Here is a 15,001-nt window from a genome sequence, read left to right as displayed (position 1 = left end):
CACTTCGCCGGCGGCGGAGCAGTCCGGCCGCCACTTCGCCGGCGGCGGAGCAGTCCGGCCGCCTCCCTCACCGGCCGGCTCGGCCGCGGACCGCCGCACGGGCCCGGCGGCACTGAACGTGGTTCCCGCGGCCCGCTCCAGGGCGCGTAGAACTCCCGCAGTTCGTTTCAGTGGGACTCCCGCAGTCCGCTTCAGGGCGCGTGGGGCTCCCGCGGTCAGCGCTCCAGGGTGCGCGGGACTCCCGCGGTCCGTTCCAAAGCGCGCGGGGCTACCGCGGCCCGCCCCAGGATGCACGGGCTCCCGCGGCCCGCTTCAGGGCGGGTAGGGCTCCCGCGGCCCGCTTCAGGGCGGGTAGGGCTCCCGCAGTCTGTTTCAGGGCGCGTGGGAGAGGGGGCTGACCGGAGTGTCATGAGGGCCCGCCCGCCTGGGGCCAGGCGACTTTCACCAGCAAGCCGGACAAACCCATCGCGCGAGTCGCGGGCACCCAAGATTCTTCGGCACAATGTTCGACATGGCCCGACGGACGACCACACCCCCGCCTGACGAGGACTTCGAGGAGCGGATCGTCGACATCGACGTGTCCGCGGAGATGCGCACGAGCTTCCTCGAGTACGCCTACTCGGTGATCTACCAGCGTGCGCTGCCCGACGCGCGCGACGGGCTCAAGCCCGTCCAGCGCCGCATCCTCTACTCGATGAGCGAGATGGGCCTGCGCCCAGACCGCGGCCACGTGAAGTCCTCGCGGGTCGTCGGCGACGTCATGGGCAAGCTCCACCCCCACGGCGACACCGCCATCTACGACGCGCTGGTGCGCTGCGCCCAGCCGTTCTCGATGCGCATCCCGCTGGTCGACGGCCACGGCAACTTCGGCTCGCCCGACGACCTGCCGGCGGCCATGCGCTACACCGAGGCCAGGCTCGCCCCCGCGGCCATGCTGATGGTGCAGTCGATCGACGAGGACACCGTCGACTTCAAGCCCAACTACGACGGCCAGGAGACCGAGCCCACGGTCCTGCCCTCGGCCTTCCCGAACCTGCTGGTCAACGGCACGACCGGCATCGCGGTCGGTATGGCGACCAACATGGCGCCGCACAACCTCGTCGAGGTCATCGCGGCCGCCCGCCACCTGATCAAGAAGCCGGAGGCGACGCTCGACGAGCTGATGAAGTTCGTGCCGGGGCCCGACCTGCCGACCGGCGGCATGATCATCGGGCTGCAGGGTGTGCGCGACGCCTACGAGAGCGGGCGCGGCACCTTCCGCATGCGCGCCAAGTGCGCGGTCGAGCAGATCACCCCGCGCCGCAAGGGCATCGTCGTCACCGAGCTGCCGTTCAACGTCGGCCCCGAGCGGGTGATCGGCAAGATCAAGGAGCTGGTCAACGCCAAGAAGCTCCAGGGCATCGCCGACCTGAAGGACCTCACCGACCGGCACAAGGGCCTGCGCCTGGTCATCGAGATCAAGAACGGGTTCATCCCCGAGGCGGTGCTGGAGGAGCTCTACCGGCTCACGCCGATGGAGGAGACCTTCGGCATCAACAACGTCGCGCTCGTCGACGGCGAGCCGCGCACGCTCGGCCTGCGCGAGCTGCTCAAGGTCTATGTCGAGCACCGGCTCGAGGTCGTGCGGCGCCGCTCGGAGCACCGCAGGCGCAAGCGCGAGGAGCGCCTGCACCTGGTCGACGGCCTGATCGTCGCGCTGCTCAACATCGACGAGGTCATCCAGGTCATCCGCGCCAGCGACGACTCCGCGCAGGCCCGCGCCCGCCTGATGGAGGTCTTCGACCTGTCGGAGATCCAGGCCGGCTACATCCTCGACACCCCGCTGCGCCGCCTGACCCGCTTCGACAAGCTGGAGCTCGACCGGGAGAAGGAGACGCTGTCGGAGGAGATCGCCGACCTCACCGACATCCTGTCCTCCGACGCCCGGCTGCGCCAGGTGGTCTCGGGCGAGCTGGCCGACGTGGCGAAGAAGTACGGCACGCCGCGCCGTACGGTGCTGCTGGAGTCGTCGGGCCTGACCCGCACGGCCGCGGTGACGCTGCAGGTGGCCGACGACCCCTGCCTGGTGCTGCTGTCGTCGACCGGGCTGCTGGCCCGCACCGGCGACGCCGCACCGCTGGCGGGCGGCGGCGAGCGCTCGGCTCACGACGTGCTGGTCTCGGCGGTGCGCAGCACGGTCAGGGGCCAGGTCGGCGTGGTGACCTCGCAGGGGCGCATGATCCGCGTCAACGTGGTCGACCTGCCGACGTTGCCGCCCTCGGCCAACCCGCCCTCGCTGTCGGGGGGCCACCCGATCGCCGAGTACGTCGCGCTCGAACCCGACGAGGTCGTGGTCGGGCTGGGCTCGCTCGATCCCGACAGTCCCGGTCTGGCGCTGGGCACCGCGCAGGGCGTGGTGAAGCGGGTGGTGCCCGACTATCCGGGCAACCGTGACGACTTCGAGGTCATCGGGCTGAAGGACGGCGACACCGTCGTCGGCGCGGTGGAGCTCGACTCCGAGGATCACGACCTGGTGTTCATCAGCTCCGACGCGCAGCTGCTGCGTTTCCCGGCCTCGACGGTCCGCCCGCAGGGGCGCCCGGCGGGCGGCATGGCGGGCATCAGGCTCGACAGCGGGGCCAAGGTCGTCTGGTTCGGCGTGGTCGACCCGGCCGTGCCGGCGCAGGTGGTGACGATCGCGGGCTCGGCGACGGCGCTGCCCGGCACGCAGGTGGGCGGCGGCAAGGTGTCCGACTACGCCGACTTCCCGCCGAAGGGCAGGGCGACCGGCGGCGTGCGGGCGCAGCGCTTCCTCAAGGGGGAGGACGTGCTGTTGATGGCATGGGCGGGTCCCGCTCCGGCCAAGGCGGTGTCGGCGGTCGGCAAGCCGGTGCCGCTGCCGGAGGAGATCGGCAGGCGCGACGGGTCGGGGCTGCGGCTGACCCACACGATCGCCGCCATCGGCGGAGCGCTGCGGTCGGGTCCCGAGGCGGAGCCGCCGGCACCGGCGGGCGAGGCACCTCCGACCGCATAACCCTCGCGACGCCCCCGGACACCCGCTTACCGAGCGGGAGTCCGGGGGCGTTCGCGTGCCGAGGCGACCAGCCGGCGGGCCGGACCCGGGCAGGCACTCGATACGGAGCAGGCCGGACGAACCGACCGGTCACCTTGACGCGCCTTTCCTTCACGCCTTGAATTCAGGACTGTGCGCTCAAGAGAGCGCTCTCTCATGCCAGGAGGCGCAGTGACCCCCCGACGCATCGGCGCCCTCAGCGCGATCGCCCTGCTCTTATCCACCTGCCTCGTCCCCGCCGCCGCCCAGGCGGCCGCCCCGCTGACCGTCACCGACTTCGAGAGCGACACCCTCCCGCCCGGTGTCGTCGCCTGGGGCAACGACGCCGCGTCCACGCCCACCCTCAGCATCGAGACCGACACCAGCCGCGTGCTGAAGACCGTCTACGACGTCGGCCAGTGGGGCGGCTGGTCGCACGACCTGCCCGCCGCGCAGGACTGGACGCCCTACGAGGGCTTCGCCTTCTCGGTGAAAGGCACGGGCTCGGGTCAGCGGATCTTCTTCGAGATCAAGGACGGCGGCGGCGGGCCCGGCAGCTCGGAGCTGTTCGAGTCGTCGTTCACCGACACCGAGGCGGGCTGGCGGCGGGTCGAGGTGAAGTTCGCCGACTTCGTCAGGCGCGGCGACTACCAGCCGGGCGGCGCCCCCACCGACGGGCAGCTCGACCTGGAGCGCATGTGGGGCTACTCGATGCGCCTGCCGGCCGCCTCCTCCGGCACTTTGCTGTGGGACGACGTCCAGGTGTACGGCACCGCGCCGCCGCGCCCGGTGCGCCTGACGACGAGCGCGCCCGTCTACCCGGTCAGGGAGAAGGGCGCGGCCCAGGTGGGCGTCGCCATCTCCGCGGTGCCCGCGACGGACCTGACCGTCCGCTACGCGACCGGATCGGGCACGGCCACACCCGGATCGGACTACACGCCCGTGGAGGGGACGCTGGTGTTCCCCGCGGGCTCGCCCGCCGGGACCACGAAGACCTTCACCGTCGCCACGAAGGCCGACGCCGACCCCGAGGTGGCCGAGACCATCCCGATCGTGCTGTCCGGCGAGGGCGTCTCACCGCCCGCCGACGACGCCGTCGTGGTGATCGACGCGCACGGCCTGCCGTACCTCGACGCCCGCAGACCCGTCAGGCAGCGCGTCGCCGACCTGATGGGGCGCATGACGCTCGCCGAGAAGGTCGGCCAGATGACCCAGGCCGAACGCGGCGCGCTCGCCAAGCAGGACGACATCGCCACGTACCTGCTGGGCTCGCTGCTGTCGGGCGGCGGCTCCGCGCCCGCCACCAACACCCCCGAGGGCTGGGCGGACATGGTGGACGGCTACCAGCTGCGCGCCCGGCAGACCAGGCTGCAGATCCCGCTGATCTACGGCGTCGACGCCGTCCACGGCCACAACAACGTGGTCGGCGCCACGATCTTCCCGCACAACGTCGGTCTGGGCGCCACCCGCGATCCGGCGCTCGTCGAGAGGACGGGCGCGATCACGGCCGAGGAGGTGAAGGCGACCGGCATCCCGTGGGACTTCGCGCCGTGCCTGTGCGTCTCCCGCGACGACCGCTGGGGCAGGGCCTACGAGTCCTTCAGCGAGGACCCCGCGCTGGTCTCGCGCATGGCCGCGATCGTGACGGGTTTGCGGAAGAAGGGCGTGCTGGCCACCGCCAAGCACTACGTGGGCGACGGCGGCACCGCCTACGGCTCCTCGACCACCGCCGACTACACCATCGACCAGGGGGTCTACACCGGCGACCGGGCCGAGCTCGAGGCCGTCCACCTGGGGCCGTTCGCCGAGGCGGTCAGGCGCGGCGTGGGCAGCGTCATGCCGTCCTTCTCCAGCGTCGGCGCCACCAAGATGCACGCCCACCAGGAGCTGATCACCGGGGTGCTCAAGGGACAGCTCGGCTTCAAGGGCTTCGTGGTCAGCGACTGGCAGGCCATCGACCAGATCCCCGGTGACCAGGCGAGCGACGTGCGCACCTCCGTCAACGCCGGCCTCGACATGATCATGGTGCCGTACGCCTACACCGCCTTCGTCGAGGCGCTGACCGCCGAGGTGACCGCGGGCCGGGTGGCGCGGTCGCGGATCGACGACGCGGTCGCGCGCATCCTCACCCAGAAGTTCGAGCTGGGCCTGTTCGAACGCCCCTACGCCGACAGGGACGGCCTGCCCGACGTCGGCTCGGCCGCCCATCGCGCCGTGGCACGCACGGCCGCCGCCGCCTCGCAGGTGCTGCTCAAGAACGACGGCGGTCTCCTCCCGCTGCGGCCCTCGGCGAAGGTCTACGTCGCCGGCTCCAACGCCGACGACCTCGGCAACCAGATGGGCGGCTGGACGATCAGCTGGCAGGGTTCGCCGGGGCCCATCACCCAGGGCACCACGATCCTGCAGGGCATCCGCGCCCGTGCCGCCGCCGTCACCCACTCCGCCGACGCATCCGCGCCGCTGGAGGGACACGACGTGGGCGTGGTCGTCGTGGGCGAGCGGCCGTACGCCGAGGGCTTCGGCGACGTCGGCCGCCAGGGCCGCACGCTCGACCTGTCGCCCGCCGACCAGGCGGCCGTCGACAAGGTCTGCGGGGCGCTGAAGTGCGTCGTGCTCGTCGTGTCGGGACGGCCGCTGGCGCTGGGCGAGCTGTCCGGCGTGGAAGCGCTCGTCGCCTCCTGGCTGCCGGGCTCCGAAGGCGCGGGCGTGAGCGACCCGCTGTTCGGGGCCGTGCCGTACACCGGCAGGCTGCCCTTCACCTGGTTCCGTACGGCGGAGCAGCTGCCGATCAACGTGGGTGACGCCGCCTACGACCCGCTCTTCCCCTACGGCTGGGGACTGCGGACCGACCCGGCCCGGCCCAGGCTCAAGGCGGTGCGGGACGAGCTGGCCAGGGGTGACGGCGGCTCCCGCGCGGCCGCCACGGCGCTCGGGGTGGCGCTGGGCTCCCGCCACTGGAACGCCGACGGCAGCGTGCGCGAGGCACGCGTGGTGCTGGCCTCGCTCGGTGTGGCGGCGGCGCTGCTCGAACGGTCGAGGAGCGACACGTTCGCGCAGGACGACGCGGTGGTGTCGGTGGCCAGGGACGTGGCTCAGGCCGGCGGTCGCCGTTCGGACCTGCAGGCGCAGGCCGACCACGAGCTGGCGGCGGGGAACCTACGGAAGGCGGTGGACCTCCTGACCCAGGCGGCCCGCTGACCAGCGCCAGGCGGCTCTGACCGCACCCCCGGTCGCCCGACCGGCCCCACGACGCTCCCGCCTCCGGTCACTGACCGGGCCCACGGCGGTCGCGTCCTGGCTGCCGGTCTCCTGACCTGCCTCCGGGCGACCGCAGATGGACCGCCGGTCGCCTGACCGGTGGGGGCCGGCCGGGTTGGTTCAGCCGTCGGCGGCCACGCACAGGCAGAACGGGTGCCCGGCCGGGTCGAGGAAGACGCGGAAGTCGTCCTCCTCGCTCGGCTGGTACTCGTGCTTGGTCGCTCCCAGCGCGAGGACCTGTGCCTCGGCCTTGTCCATGTCGTCGACGGTGACGTCGATGTGGAACTGCTGCGGCATCTCGGCGCCCGGCCAGGCCGGCGGGCGGTGGTCGTCGACCTGCTGGAAGGCGAGCCGGGGGAAGCGCCCGCCGTCGCTGACGACGACCCAGTCGCCGTCGTCACCGGTGATCTCCCAGCCGATCAGCTGGGCGTAGAAGGCAGCCAGAGCCCGAGGGTCGGCGCAGTCGATGACGGTCGAGCGCATCCGTGCGATTCCTGCCATGCGACTTCCCTGCCCGGCCGGCCGGTTCTCATGCGGCGGCCCGACGGCGACGCCGAGCCCGGGGCCGACGGCATGCGGCATGGGTTGCAGGAGAGGTGCGCATCACGTTGAAGGCGGGCGACACAGGCTTCGTGGTCGCCCGACACGGGCGTAGGAAGGCATCCGCGCTGAGACCAGACGGCACAGACCTCGCGGTCACCCGACACGGGCGAAGGAGCGGGACCGCCCCACACTGAAGGCAGGCGACACAGACCTCCTCGTCGCCCGACGCGGGGCACAGGAGGGGCGCCCGGGGCTCCACCCTGACGGCGGAGGGGTGTGCCCGGGGCTGAGGGCAGGGCGGCACGAGCTGAAGAAGGGGTGCCCGTGCCGGCGCGTGGATCAGGCGCGGCCCTCAGCCCCGGAGTCAGGCGGAGGCGACGGCGGGCAGGGCCAGCAGGAGCTCATAGGGCTCGCTGCCCGCCCACTCGCGGATGAAGCGAGCCCCCTCCTCTCCAGGAGAGAACTCGTCGAACCCCAGCGGCCCGAAACATCCGGCCTTCTCCAGCATCTCGATGAGCGGATCGTCCTCGGGCAGGCTCCCCACGTAGGCGGCCGCGTCGAGCAGCGCGAGCGCGCATCTGGCGTTGCGCCCGTCGTCGGACACCTCGACCCGGTCCAGCCGCCGTCGCCCCTGATCGCGCAGGTACGCGGCGAGTGATTCGGTCCTACTCACGTCACCCTCTTAGATCACACACGGTGGGCTACAACATCATCACGTAAAGTGAGCAAGTATGGTGGGGCGTTCGCCAACTTGCTCGCCAACCAGGACCCGGAAACCTTCACGAAACGGTCATGCGGAATCATCGAGACATGACTGCGTTCGATGACCTGCTCGCGGCGAACGAGACGTACGCGCGGACGTTCGCCTATTCCGGCCTCACCGGTACGGCAGCGCGCGGCCTGGCCGTGGTGACGTGTATGGACTCCCGCATCGACCCCCTGGGTCTGCTCGGCCTGCGCGCAGGAGATGCCAAGATCCTTCGCAACGCGGGCGCCAGAGTGACCGACGACGTCCTGCGCACCCTCGTCCTCGCGGTGTACCTCCTGGGGGTGGAGCGGGTGCTGGTCATGCCGCACACCGACTGCGGCATGGCGAAGGTCACCGACACCGACGTGCACAGCCTGACCGCCGCACGCGGTGTCGACACCAGGAGCCTGGAATTCCACACGGTCCCCGACCAGGACGCGGCGCTCCGCCACGACCTGACCAGGATCAGGACCAGCCCGTTCCTGCCCGCCGGCATGCCGATCGGCGGCGCCATCTACGACGTCCACACCGGCAAACTGATGCCGGTCGAACTTCCCTGACGGGAACCACCGGGCCAGCCGATCGGGCAGACTCGGAGCCTGTAGCCACTGGTGAGTGAGCACTCCCACCCTCCGGACCTCGAGTCCCAGGGTCAGACCGTGCCCTCACCGGTGGGCAGGGGTCTTGGTTGCCGACGGGATGTCGTGCCCGCCGCGTCGTTGGCTGGGCACGTGTCCATCGTCGGGCGCGCCGCCGAACTGACGGCTGACACCAGGACCCGCCGTACCAGGCGCGCGTCCCGGGATGACATGACCGGCATCCGAGAACCGGCTACACCAGACACGACAACCGGAAAGACCCCGCACACGCGGCAGGACCGGCCGCAGCGGGCGGGCCGCAGTGGCTCGACGCTCCGGACCCGACCCCCGCCACGCGGTGCCCTCCCGCACGCATGCGCAGGTACTCGAGGCGCGGTGGATCAGCTGGTCGGCAGGGTATGGCGCAGCTATGGCCGACCAGGTTGAAGAACGCGTCGAAGCTTCACGTGAGCGGGCTCGGCAACTTCGCGAGCGGGCTCGGCAGGCCGGTGAGCGCGCCGAGCAGATCGCCCAACGCCTGCAGGAGCTGGAGCGGAATCCGGTCGGCGGATGGGCGCGCGGATCCACGGCCCGGCAGGCCCGCGAGGCGGCAGCGCGCACCGTGCAGGCCGCCCACCACGCCGCATGCGCCGAGGCGGCGGCCCAGGAGGGCTATCGCCAGGCCGCCCGCGCCCACCGCCGCACCGCCGACCTGCACGACATGCTGGCCGCCGCACACATCGGCGACGCCGAATGGCATCACCACCGCGCCGAGCAACTTCGCCGAGAGGCCTGCGAGGACGACGAGCAGAGCGGTCTCTCCCACACCGGTTGACCAGCAGGACACGCTGCCCCACGCCGGATGACGGAGCAGGTGTCCGTGGAGTCGCCGAGGCGGACTGCCCGACGGCGGACGACCAGCCTGGCCATCCCGTGACGGCCGGGCCGTTGCGCGGGCGCAGCCCGGCGGTCTGGCGTTCAGCCCTGTAGGCGACGACCGACCAATCCCCCGGCACAACCCACCCGCCTGGTGCGGGCGATCGGCCCTCTGGGTGACGACCGACCTCCGCCGGCGCAGACCAGCGGCCTGGTGGCGGGGTTCAGCCCTCTGGGCGACGGCCGACCAATCCGCCGGCACAAAACCGGCGGCCTGGTCTGGGCGATCGGCGGTGCGGGCGACAGGACCTCCGGCGCACCGGAGACCGTTTTCCCGAGGATCGCATCGGCTGAAGGGTCAGGGGCCGCCCCTTAGAAAGCGCACCGGCTCACGAGAAATCTGAACAGCTCCCCACAGAAGGCGAGGAGAACATCGTGGTCATCATCTCCGGCAAGCTCTACGTGGCCGCCGACGCCCGCGACGCCTACCTGGCCGACTGCCGCGAGGTGATGGAGCAGGCCAGGTCGGCCCCCGGCTGCTTCGACTTCGCCCTGTCGCCCGACCTGCTCGAACCCGACCGGATCAACGTCTACGAGCGCTGGGAGACCGACGAGGACCTCGAACGCTTCCGAGGGGAAGGCCCCAGCGGCGCCCAGACGGCACAGATCCGCGCGGCCGAGGTGAGCAGGTACCGCATCTCGGCCATCGAACCAGCTTAGAGGCCACGCGGATTGGTGCGAATGGAGGCTGTCTGCGGGCTGGGTCAGGACTTGCCCACCCGGGCTGCCGGGGGTCTCGAACGTGACGTTGCGTAATCGGACACATCATCGCCTTGTGTAGTTCCACGGATCCCGCCGACCGCTGTCATCGACCACGATCAGGCACCTACAGTTGTCGAGCCACGCCCACGTAGCCGTACGATCACCCGATCAAGGACCACGATGTCGATACACGAGAATCTGGCAATCCTTCGCCGCGCCGCCGAATCCGGAACGGTCATCATCACGGCGTCGGAGCCCGCCTCCGCCGAAGCCGTCCGCGACCGCGAGACAGGGCTGAAGCCCCATTTCGGAACCGTCGACTGGACGGCTCCGCCCAGCTACCGGGCTTTCCTCGCCGAGCACAACACCTTTGCCGGTAAGCGCTGGGACGTCTCATCCAACAGGTACATCGAGTTCGTCGTCGTCGGTGACGATGCCATCGTTGCGCTGAACTCCGATCTCGTGCATATGCCCGAGCAGGTGGACCGCGGCGACGGCCGGTGGCTGTCCACCAACCATCTGGTCGGCTTCGCCCTCGCCGACGCAGACAACGAGGCGGTCTGGTGCTTCGATGTCACCCAGCCGGACGCAGACGGCGAATACCCGGTCTACTACCACCACTACGACGATCAGGAAGGGCGCGCACGCTACGTTGAGGGCGGGGACTGGGAGGACCTGGCCAACTCCACCCCGGACTTCCCCACGTTCGCCGCCTGGCTGGACGCGATGGCCAACGCGTTCACCGCGCCTGAGCCACCGAGCTGGTTCGAGCAACTGGGCTCTCCGGGCTTCTACCCAGGGCTGTAGGAGGCCGTACGGGCAGGGGTGCGATCATGGTCGGCGATTCGGGCGTCCGCCCCAGCGGTGAGTCGTCCATGCCTACCGGATCAGACCGCGCACGGTGATGATCGTGTCGGCGAGGCCGAAGAATGCGCCGACGACGGTGGCGCGCCGGATCCACTCGTCGCCGGATCGTGGTGGCCGAGCAGGTCGTGTCGGCGATCGCCTGGCAGGAGCAGCCGAATCGCAGGAGCTGCGGCATCTTGTCGAAGACGATCGGGTCGGTGATGCGTGGGCGGTGGCAGCCCAGCGGATGAGTCGCCGCGCAGGTCGGCCGCTCGGGCAACAGAGCGGCGAATCGGCACCGGAGTGGTTCGGCCAGCCATGATGGAAGTACAGGCACAGGTCTCCCCGGTGGTCACAGAGCGTCGCAACTCCATGATCGCCAGGACCTGTGCCCGTCTTACTGCCGGGGTAGCACCAGCACGCCTATCTGCGCGACCTCTTAGCCGCAGCCGGCCGGTCCGATGCGGCTCAGGCGTCGATGTGGTCGCGGTCGACCTCGGCGGCGCTGCTCACGATGAACTCCCTGCGCGGCGCCACATCGCTGCCCATCAGCAGGTCGAAGATGCGCTCGCCCGCCTCGGCGTCCTCGATGCGCACCCGGCGAAGGATGCGGTGGCGCGGGTCCATCGTGGTCTCGGCCAGCTGGTCGGCGTCCATCTCGCCCAGACCCTTGTAGCGCTGCACCGGATCCTTCCAGCGCTTGCCGCGCCGTTCGAGATCGCGCAGCACCTTGTGCAGCTCGGCGTCGGAGTAGCAGTAGATGTACTTGTCCTGCCCGCGCCCCGGGTTGGTCAGCTCGATGCGGTGCAGCGGCGGCACGGCGGCGAAGACGCGCCCCGCCTCGACCATCGGCCGCATGTAGCGGTGGAAGAGGGTCAGCAGCAGGCAGCGGATGTGCGCGCCGTCGACATCGGCGTCGGCCATCAGGATGATCTTGCCGTAGCGGGCCGCGTCGAGGTCGAAGCTGCGCCCCGAGCCCGCGCCGACCACCTGGATGATCGCGGCGCACTCGGCGTTCTTCAGCATGTCGGCCACGGAGGCCTTCTGCACGTTGAGGATCTTGCCGCGGATCGGCAGCAGCGCCTGGAACTCCGAGTCGCGGGCCAGCTTGGCCGTGCCGAGCGCGGAGTCTCCCTCGACGATGAACAGCTCGCTGCGGTCGACGTCGTCGCTGCGGCAGTCGACCAGCTTGGCGGGCAGCGCGGAGTTCTCCAGCACGCTCTTGCGGCGCTGGTTGTCGCGGTGCTCGCGGGCGGCGATGCGCGCCTTGGCAGCGGCGACGATCTTCTCCAGTACGGCCCGCAACTGCTGCTTGGCCCGCCGGGGCGGGTTGGCGAACAGCTCCCTGAGCTCACGCGAGACGACATGGGAGACGATGCGGGTGGCGGCCGAGGTGCCGAGGACCTCCTTGGTCTGCCCCTCGAACTGCGGCTCGGGCACGCGAACGGTGACCACGCCGGTCAGGCCCTCGAGGATGTCCTCCTTGGTGACCGGGTCGTCGCCGTTCTTCAGCAGCCTGGTCTCGCGCAGCAGCTCGTTGAGCGTGCGGACCAGACCGCGCTCGAACCCGGTGATGTGGGTGCCGCCCTTGGGGGTGGCGATGACGTTGACGAAGGAGCGGACGGTGGAGTCGTAGCCCTTGCCCCAGCGGATCGCCACGTCGACGGACAGCTCTCGCTGCACCTCCGTGGGCGTCATGTGGCCCTGGTCGTCGAGGACGGGCACGGTCTCGTGGAAGTGGCCGACGCCCTGCATCCGCAGAACCTCGCAGACCGCCTCGTCGCGGGCGAGGAACTCGGTGAACTCGGAGATGCCGCCGTCGAAGCGGAACTCCTCGGTCTTGCCCTCGTGGATGAGGACGAGCGTGAGGCCCGGCACGAGGAAGGCGGTCTGGCGCAGCCGTACGTGGATCTCGTCGATCGAGACCTCGGCGTCGGGCAGGAAGATCTGCTTGTCGGCCCAGAAACGGACGCGGGTGCCGGTGGCGTCGGCGCGCAGCTTGCCGCCGTCGCGCAGGCCGGACTTCTTCTTGAACTTGGCGGTGGGCCCCGGACCGTCGAACACGCCGGGCACACCGCGCCTGAAGCTGATCAGGTGGATCTGGCCGCCGCGGTCGACCTCGACGTCGAGCCGGGACGACAGCGCGTTGACCACGGAGGCGCCCACGCCGTGCAGGCCGCCCGAGGCGGCGTAGGAGCCGCCGCCGAACTTGCCGCCCGCGTGGAGCTTGGTGTAGACGAGCTCGACGCCGGGGAGCCCCGACTTGGGCTCGATGTCGACCGGGATGCCGCGGCCGTTGTCGCGGACCTCGATGGAGCCGTCGTCGTGGAGCTCGACCTCGATGCGGGTGCAGTGGCCGGCCAGCGCCTCGTCGACGCCGTTGTCCACGATCTCCCAGAGGCAGTGCATGAGACCGCGGCTGTCGGTGGACCCGATGTACATCCCAGGGCGCTTGCGGACCGCCTCGAGGCCCTCAAGCACCGACAGGTGACGAGCTGTGTAACCCGCCTCCGCTACCGTCACTCCAGCTCCTCTGGTCATGCATCGAACACGTGTGCGTAGCTTACCGTTCTTCCCGCCTGTGCGCGTACAAGCTTGCCATCAGGCGACGTTTGGCGTTACCAACGGCGCGTCAGACGTTACCTTGGGCCATATTCCGCTCTGGGCGTAGCGAGGCCGTGATTGGGAACGTCCAGGTCCGGTTAGATGTTGTCTCAAGTGACTGACGCCAGATCCTCGCTTCGGCGGGGGTGACCCGAAAGGCGATACGTGACTGGAGCTCTCGCCCCCGTTAAGCCGCTGACGGCCCTCGACCGTTGCGACCGTTGCGGCGCCCAGGCCTACATTCGCGCGACCCTGCCTGTCGGCGGGGAGCTGCTGTTCTGCGCCCACCACGGGCGTCAGCACGTGGCCGTGTTGCGTGAGAAGGGCGCCGAAATCCTGGACGAGTCGGCTCGGCTCAGCGCAACCCCCACATCCGCATCTCCCGACGAACGCTGACCGGCATTCGTCTGCTGACATAACCACATACGGCATGAAGCGCAGGCGGCGGCCCGGTGTTCCGGGTCCGTCGCCTGCGCCTTCTCACGGGTGACTGCGCCCGCGACAAGAGACCGGCATCCGCCCCCTGGCAAGCGCCCGCTCCTCACGGCTCGCCCGTCAGGCCACCGCCGGTGACCCGCGAAGGCGCCGACGCCCACACGCCACCCCACCAAACGGCCGGCCTTCTACCTCGCCCCGTCAGGCCGCCGCCGGCAACCCGCCAAGGGGCCGGCGCCCACACGCCACCCCGCCGGCACCCCACCGAACGGCCGGCGTCCTACGGCGCGATCTGCCGAGCGGCCGGTGTCCTGCCGGCGTCTTGCCGTGTGCCTCACCGGACCGGGAACGTGTGCCTCACAGGACCCGGTAGTGGTAGCCGCCGTGGATCTCGAACCCCTCGCCGCGGTAGAACGCCGACGCCGCCTCGTTGGCGGCCGTGACCACCAGGTAGGCCGAGGCCGACCCCGCGTGCCGTACCAGCGCCCTGAGCACGCTGCGCGCCAGCCCACGGCGGCGGGCCCGCGGAAGCGTCGCCATGCAGTAGACGCCCAGCGTGTCGCCCTGCGGCACGCCGCGGCCGACGGCCAGCGCCACGCCGTCCTCCTCCACCGCCGCATACCAGGCGGGCACGCCCGCGCAGATCTTCGCGGCCGCCTCCAGCCCGTCGCCGTAGCGGCCGTCGACCGCCCACCACGACTCCAGCCAGCCCTGCCACGGGGCGCTCTCGACGCGCACCTCGTGGGCGGGAGCGCCGAGCGGCGTGCGGGCGACCATGCTGTGCACGGGGTCGACCACGCGGTAGCCGCGTTCCTCCAGCACGGCGTCGAGATCCGTCGCCCGCGAACCGATCGAGAAGACGGCGGGCAGGCCGCGGCCGGCGTAGAAGGCCTCCGCGGTCTCGAGGGCACCGCCGAGGTCGGCGGGCATGCCCGTCACCAGCACCGAGTTGGCCCGCTTGGTCACCCCTTCGGCGTGGCGGAGGGTCCAGCCGTCCAGCTCGACGCGCTCGAGCGCGGGCCACGCCCGGTCCATCAGCAGGTCGAGATCCATCCCGGCAGCCTAGCGGCGCCCCTCCGGTACGGCACGCGCGCCCGGCCCCCCGCGATCACCGCCGCCCTCCCGCCCGGACACGCCTCTCCAGCAGACCCACTCCAGCCGACTCGGGCCGACTCCAACCGACTCCAGCCCGCTCCACCAAGTCGGCACCGGCCGGCTCCAAGCGGCCCCAGCCGACTCCGGCAGGCTCAACCCTCCGACCGGCTCCAGCCAGCGCCAAACCGGCTCCGGCCGGCTCGAAGCGGCCCCAACCGACTCCGG

General features: G+C 71.0%; 11 protein-coding genes and 1 pseudogene. 7 read left to right on the top strand and 5 right to left on the bottom strand.

The window, feature by feature from the left end; genetic code table 11:
• Positions 1-511: 511 nt before the first annotated feature.
• Positions 512-3,013: a DNA gyrase/topoisomerase IV subunit A gene (locus ACWEVS_RS23145; RefSeq protein ID WP_452553238.1), complete on the top strand. Its 2,502-nt coding sequence runs from the start codon at positions 512-514 to the stop codon at positions 3,011-3,013.
• Between the two features lie 210 nt (positions 3,014-3,223).
• Positions 3,224-6,229: a glycoside hydrolase family 3 N-terminal domain-containing protein gene (locus ACWEVS_RS23140; protein ID WP_452553236.1), complete on the top strand. Its 3,006-nt coding sequence runs from the start codon at positions 3,224-3,226 to the stop codon at positions 6,227-6,229.
• 180 nt (positions 6,230-6,409) lie between these two features.
• Here the strand turns inward: ACWEVS_RS23140 and ACWEVS_RS23135 are convergent, their stop codons facing one another.
• Together ACWEVS_RS23135 and ACWEVS_RS23130 are read right to left on the bottom strand one after the other, a co-directional pair.
• Entirely contained in the window at positions 6,410-6,790 is a 381-nt protein-coding gene (locus ACWEVS_RS23135; protein ID WP_452553234.1) for a VOC family protein, read from the bottom strand.
• Positions 6,791-7,196: 406 nt separating this feature from the next.
• Positions 7,197-7,505, bottom strand: coding sequence for a hypothetical protein (locus ACWEVS_RS23130; RefSeq protein ID WP_354905074.1), 309 nt, complete (start codon positions 7,503-7,505; stop codon positions 7,197-7,199).
• Positions 7,506-7,642: 137 nt separating this feature from the next.
• Here ACWEVS_RS23130 and ACWEVS_RS23125 point away from each other — a divergent pair, with 137 nt between their 5' ends.
• The 4 genes from ACWEVS_RS23125 (at position 7,643) to ACWEVS_RS23110 (ending at position 10,603) form a co-directional block, all read left to right on the top strand.
• Positions 7,643-8,140 carry a beta-class carbonic anhydrase gene (locus ACWEVS_RS23125; RefSeq protein ID WP_354905077.1) on the top strand — a complete coding sequence of 166 codons (498 nt, stop codon included), beginning with the start codon at positions 7,643-7,645 and terminating at the stop codon, positions 8,138-8,140.
• 448 nt (positions 8,141-8,588) lie between these two features.
• Positions 8,589-8,993, top strand: coding sequence for a hypothetical protein (locus tag ACWEVS_RS23120; RefSeq protein WP_449927905.1), 405 nt, complete (start codon positions 8,589-8,591; stop codon positions 8,991-8,993).
• A 476-nt stretch (positions 8,994-9,469) separates the two neighbouring features.
• Entirely contained in the window at positions 9,470-9,754 is a 285-nt protein-coding gene (locus ACWEVS_RS23115) for a putative quinol monooxygenase (protein ID WP_449927903.1), read from the top strand.
• A gap of 222 nt (positions 9,755-9,976) precedes the next feature.
• Positions 9,977-10,603 carry a hypothetical protein gene (locus ACWEVS_RS23110; protein WP_449927901.1) on the top strand — a complete coding sequence of 209 codons (627 nt, stop codon included), beginning with the start codon at positions 9,977-9,979 and terminating at the stop codon, positions 10,601-10,603.
• A 148-nt stretch (positions 10,604-10,751) separates the two neighbouring features.
• On the opposite strand, the pseudogene ACWEVS_RS23105 reads toward ACWEVS_RS23110, so the two are convergent.
• Together ACWEVS_RS23105 and ACWEVS_RS23100 are read right to left on the bottom strand one after the other, a co-directional pair.
• Positions 10,752-10,979, bottom strand: a pseudogene (locus tag ACWEVS_RS23105) (IS5/IS1182 family transposase); the annotation flags it as partial.
• 131 nt (positions 10,980-11,110) lie between these two features.
• The gene (locus ACWEVS_RS23100) at positions 11,111-13,183 is read right to left on the bottom strand and encodes a DNA gyrase/topoisomerase IV subunit B (RefSeq protein ID WP_452414433.1); all 2,073 of its coding nucleotides are present in this window, start codon (positions 13,181-13,183) and stop codon (positions 11,111-11,113) included.
• A gap of 228 nt (positions 13,184-13,411) precedes the next feature.
• On the opposite strand from ACWEVS_RS23100, the gene ACWEVS_RS23095 reads away from it, so the two are divergent.
• On the top strand, positions 13,412-13,642 hold the full coding sequence (locus ACWEVS_RS23095) for a DUF7455 domain-containing protein (RefSeq protein WP_354905090.1): 231 nt from the start codon (positions 13,412-13,414) through the stop codon (positions 13,640-13,642).
• Between the two features lie 396 nt (positions 13,643-14,038).
• Here the strand turns inward: ACWEVS_RS23095 and ACWEVS_RS23090 are convergent, their stop codons facing one another.
• Positions 14,039-14,734, bottom strand: coding sequence for a GNAT family N-acetyltransferase (locus ACWEVS_RS23090; RefSeq protein ID WP_452553231.1), 696 nt, complete (start codon positions 14,732-14,734; stop codon positions 14,039-14,041).
• Positions 14,735-15,001: the final 267 nt, after the last annotated feature.

Source organism: Nonomuraea sp. NPDC003754 (assembly GCF_053605785.1).
This window is presented reverse-complemented; position numbering and strand designations above follow the sequence as displayed.

What these genes read in the sequence shown, in the direction of transcription:
- ACWEVS_RS23145 (WP_452553238.1), top strand. Translation starts at nt 512, where the DNA reads ATGGCCCGACGGACGACCACACCCCCGCCTGACGAGGACTTCGAGGAG.
- ACWEVS_RS23125 (WP_354905077.1), top strand. Translation starts at nt 7,643, where the DNA reads ATGACTGCGTTCGATGACCTGCTCGCGGCGAACGAGACGTACGCGCGG.
- ACWEVS_RS23100 (WP_452414433.1), bottom strand. Translation starts at nt 13,183, where the DNA reads ATGACCAGAGGAGCTGGAGTGACGGTAGCGGAGGCGGGTTACACAGCT.
- ACWEVS_RS23110 (WP_449927901.1), top strand. Translation starts at nt 9,977, where the DNA reads ATGTCGATACACGAGAATCTGGCAATCCTTCGCCGCGCCGCCGAATCC.
- ACWEVS_RS23135 (WP_452553234.1), bottom strand. Translation starts at nt 6,790, where the DNA reads ATGGCAGGAATCGCACGGATGCGCTCGACCGTCATCGACTGCGCCGAC.
- ACWEVS_RS23090 (WP_452553231.1), bottom strand. Translation starts at nt 14,734, where the DNA reads ATGGATCTCGACCTGCTGATGGACCGGGCGTGGCCCGCGCTCGAGCGC.
- ACWEVS_RS23120 (WP_449927905.1), top strand. Translation starts at nt 8,589, where the DNA reads ATGGCCGACCAGGTTGAAGAACGCGTCGAAGCTTCACGTGAGCGGGCT.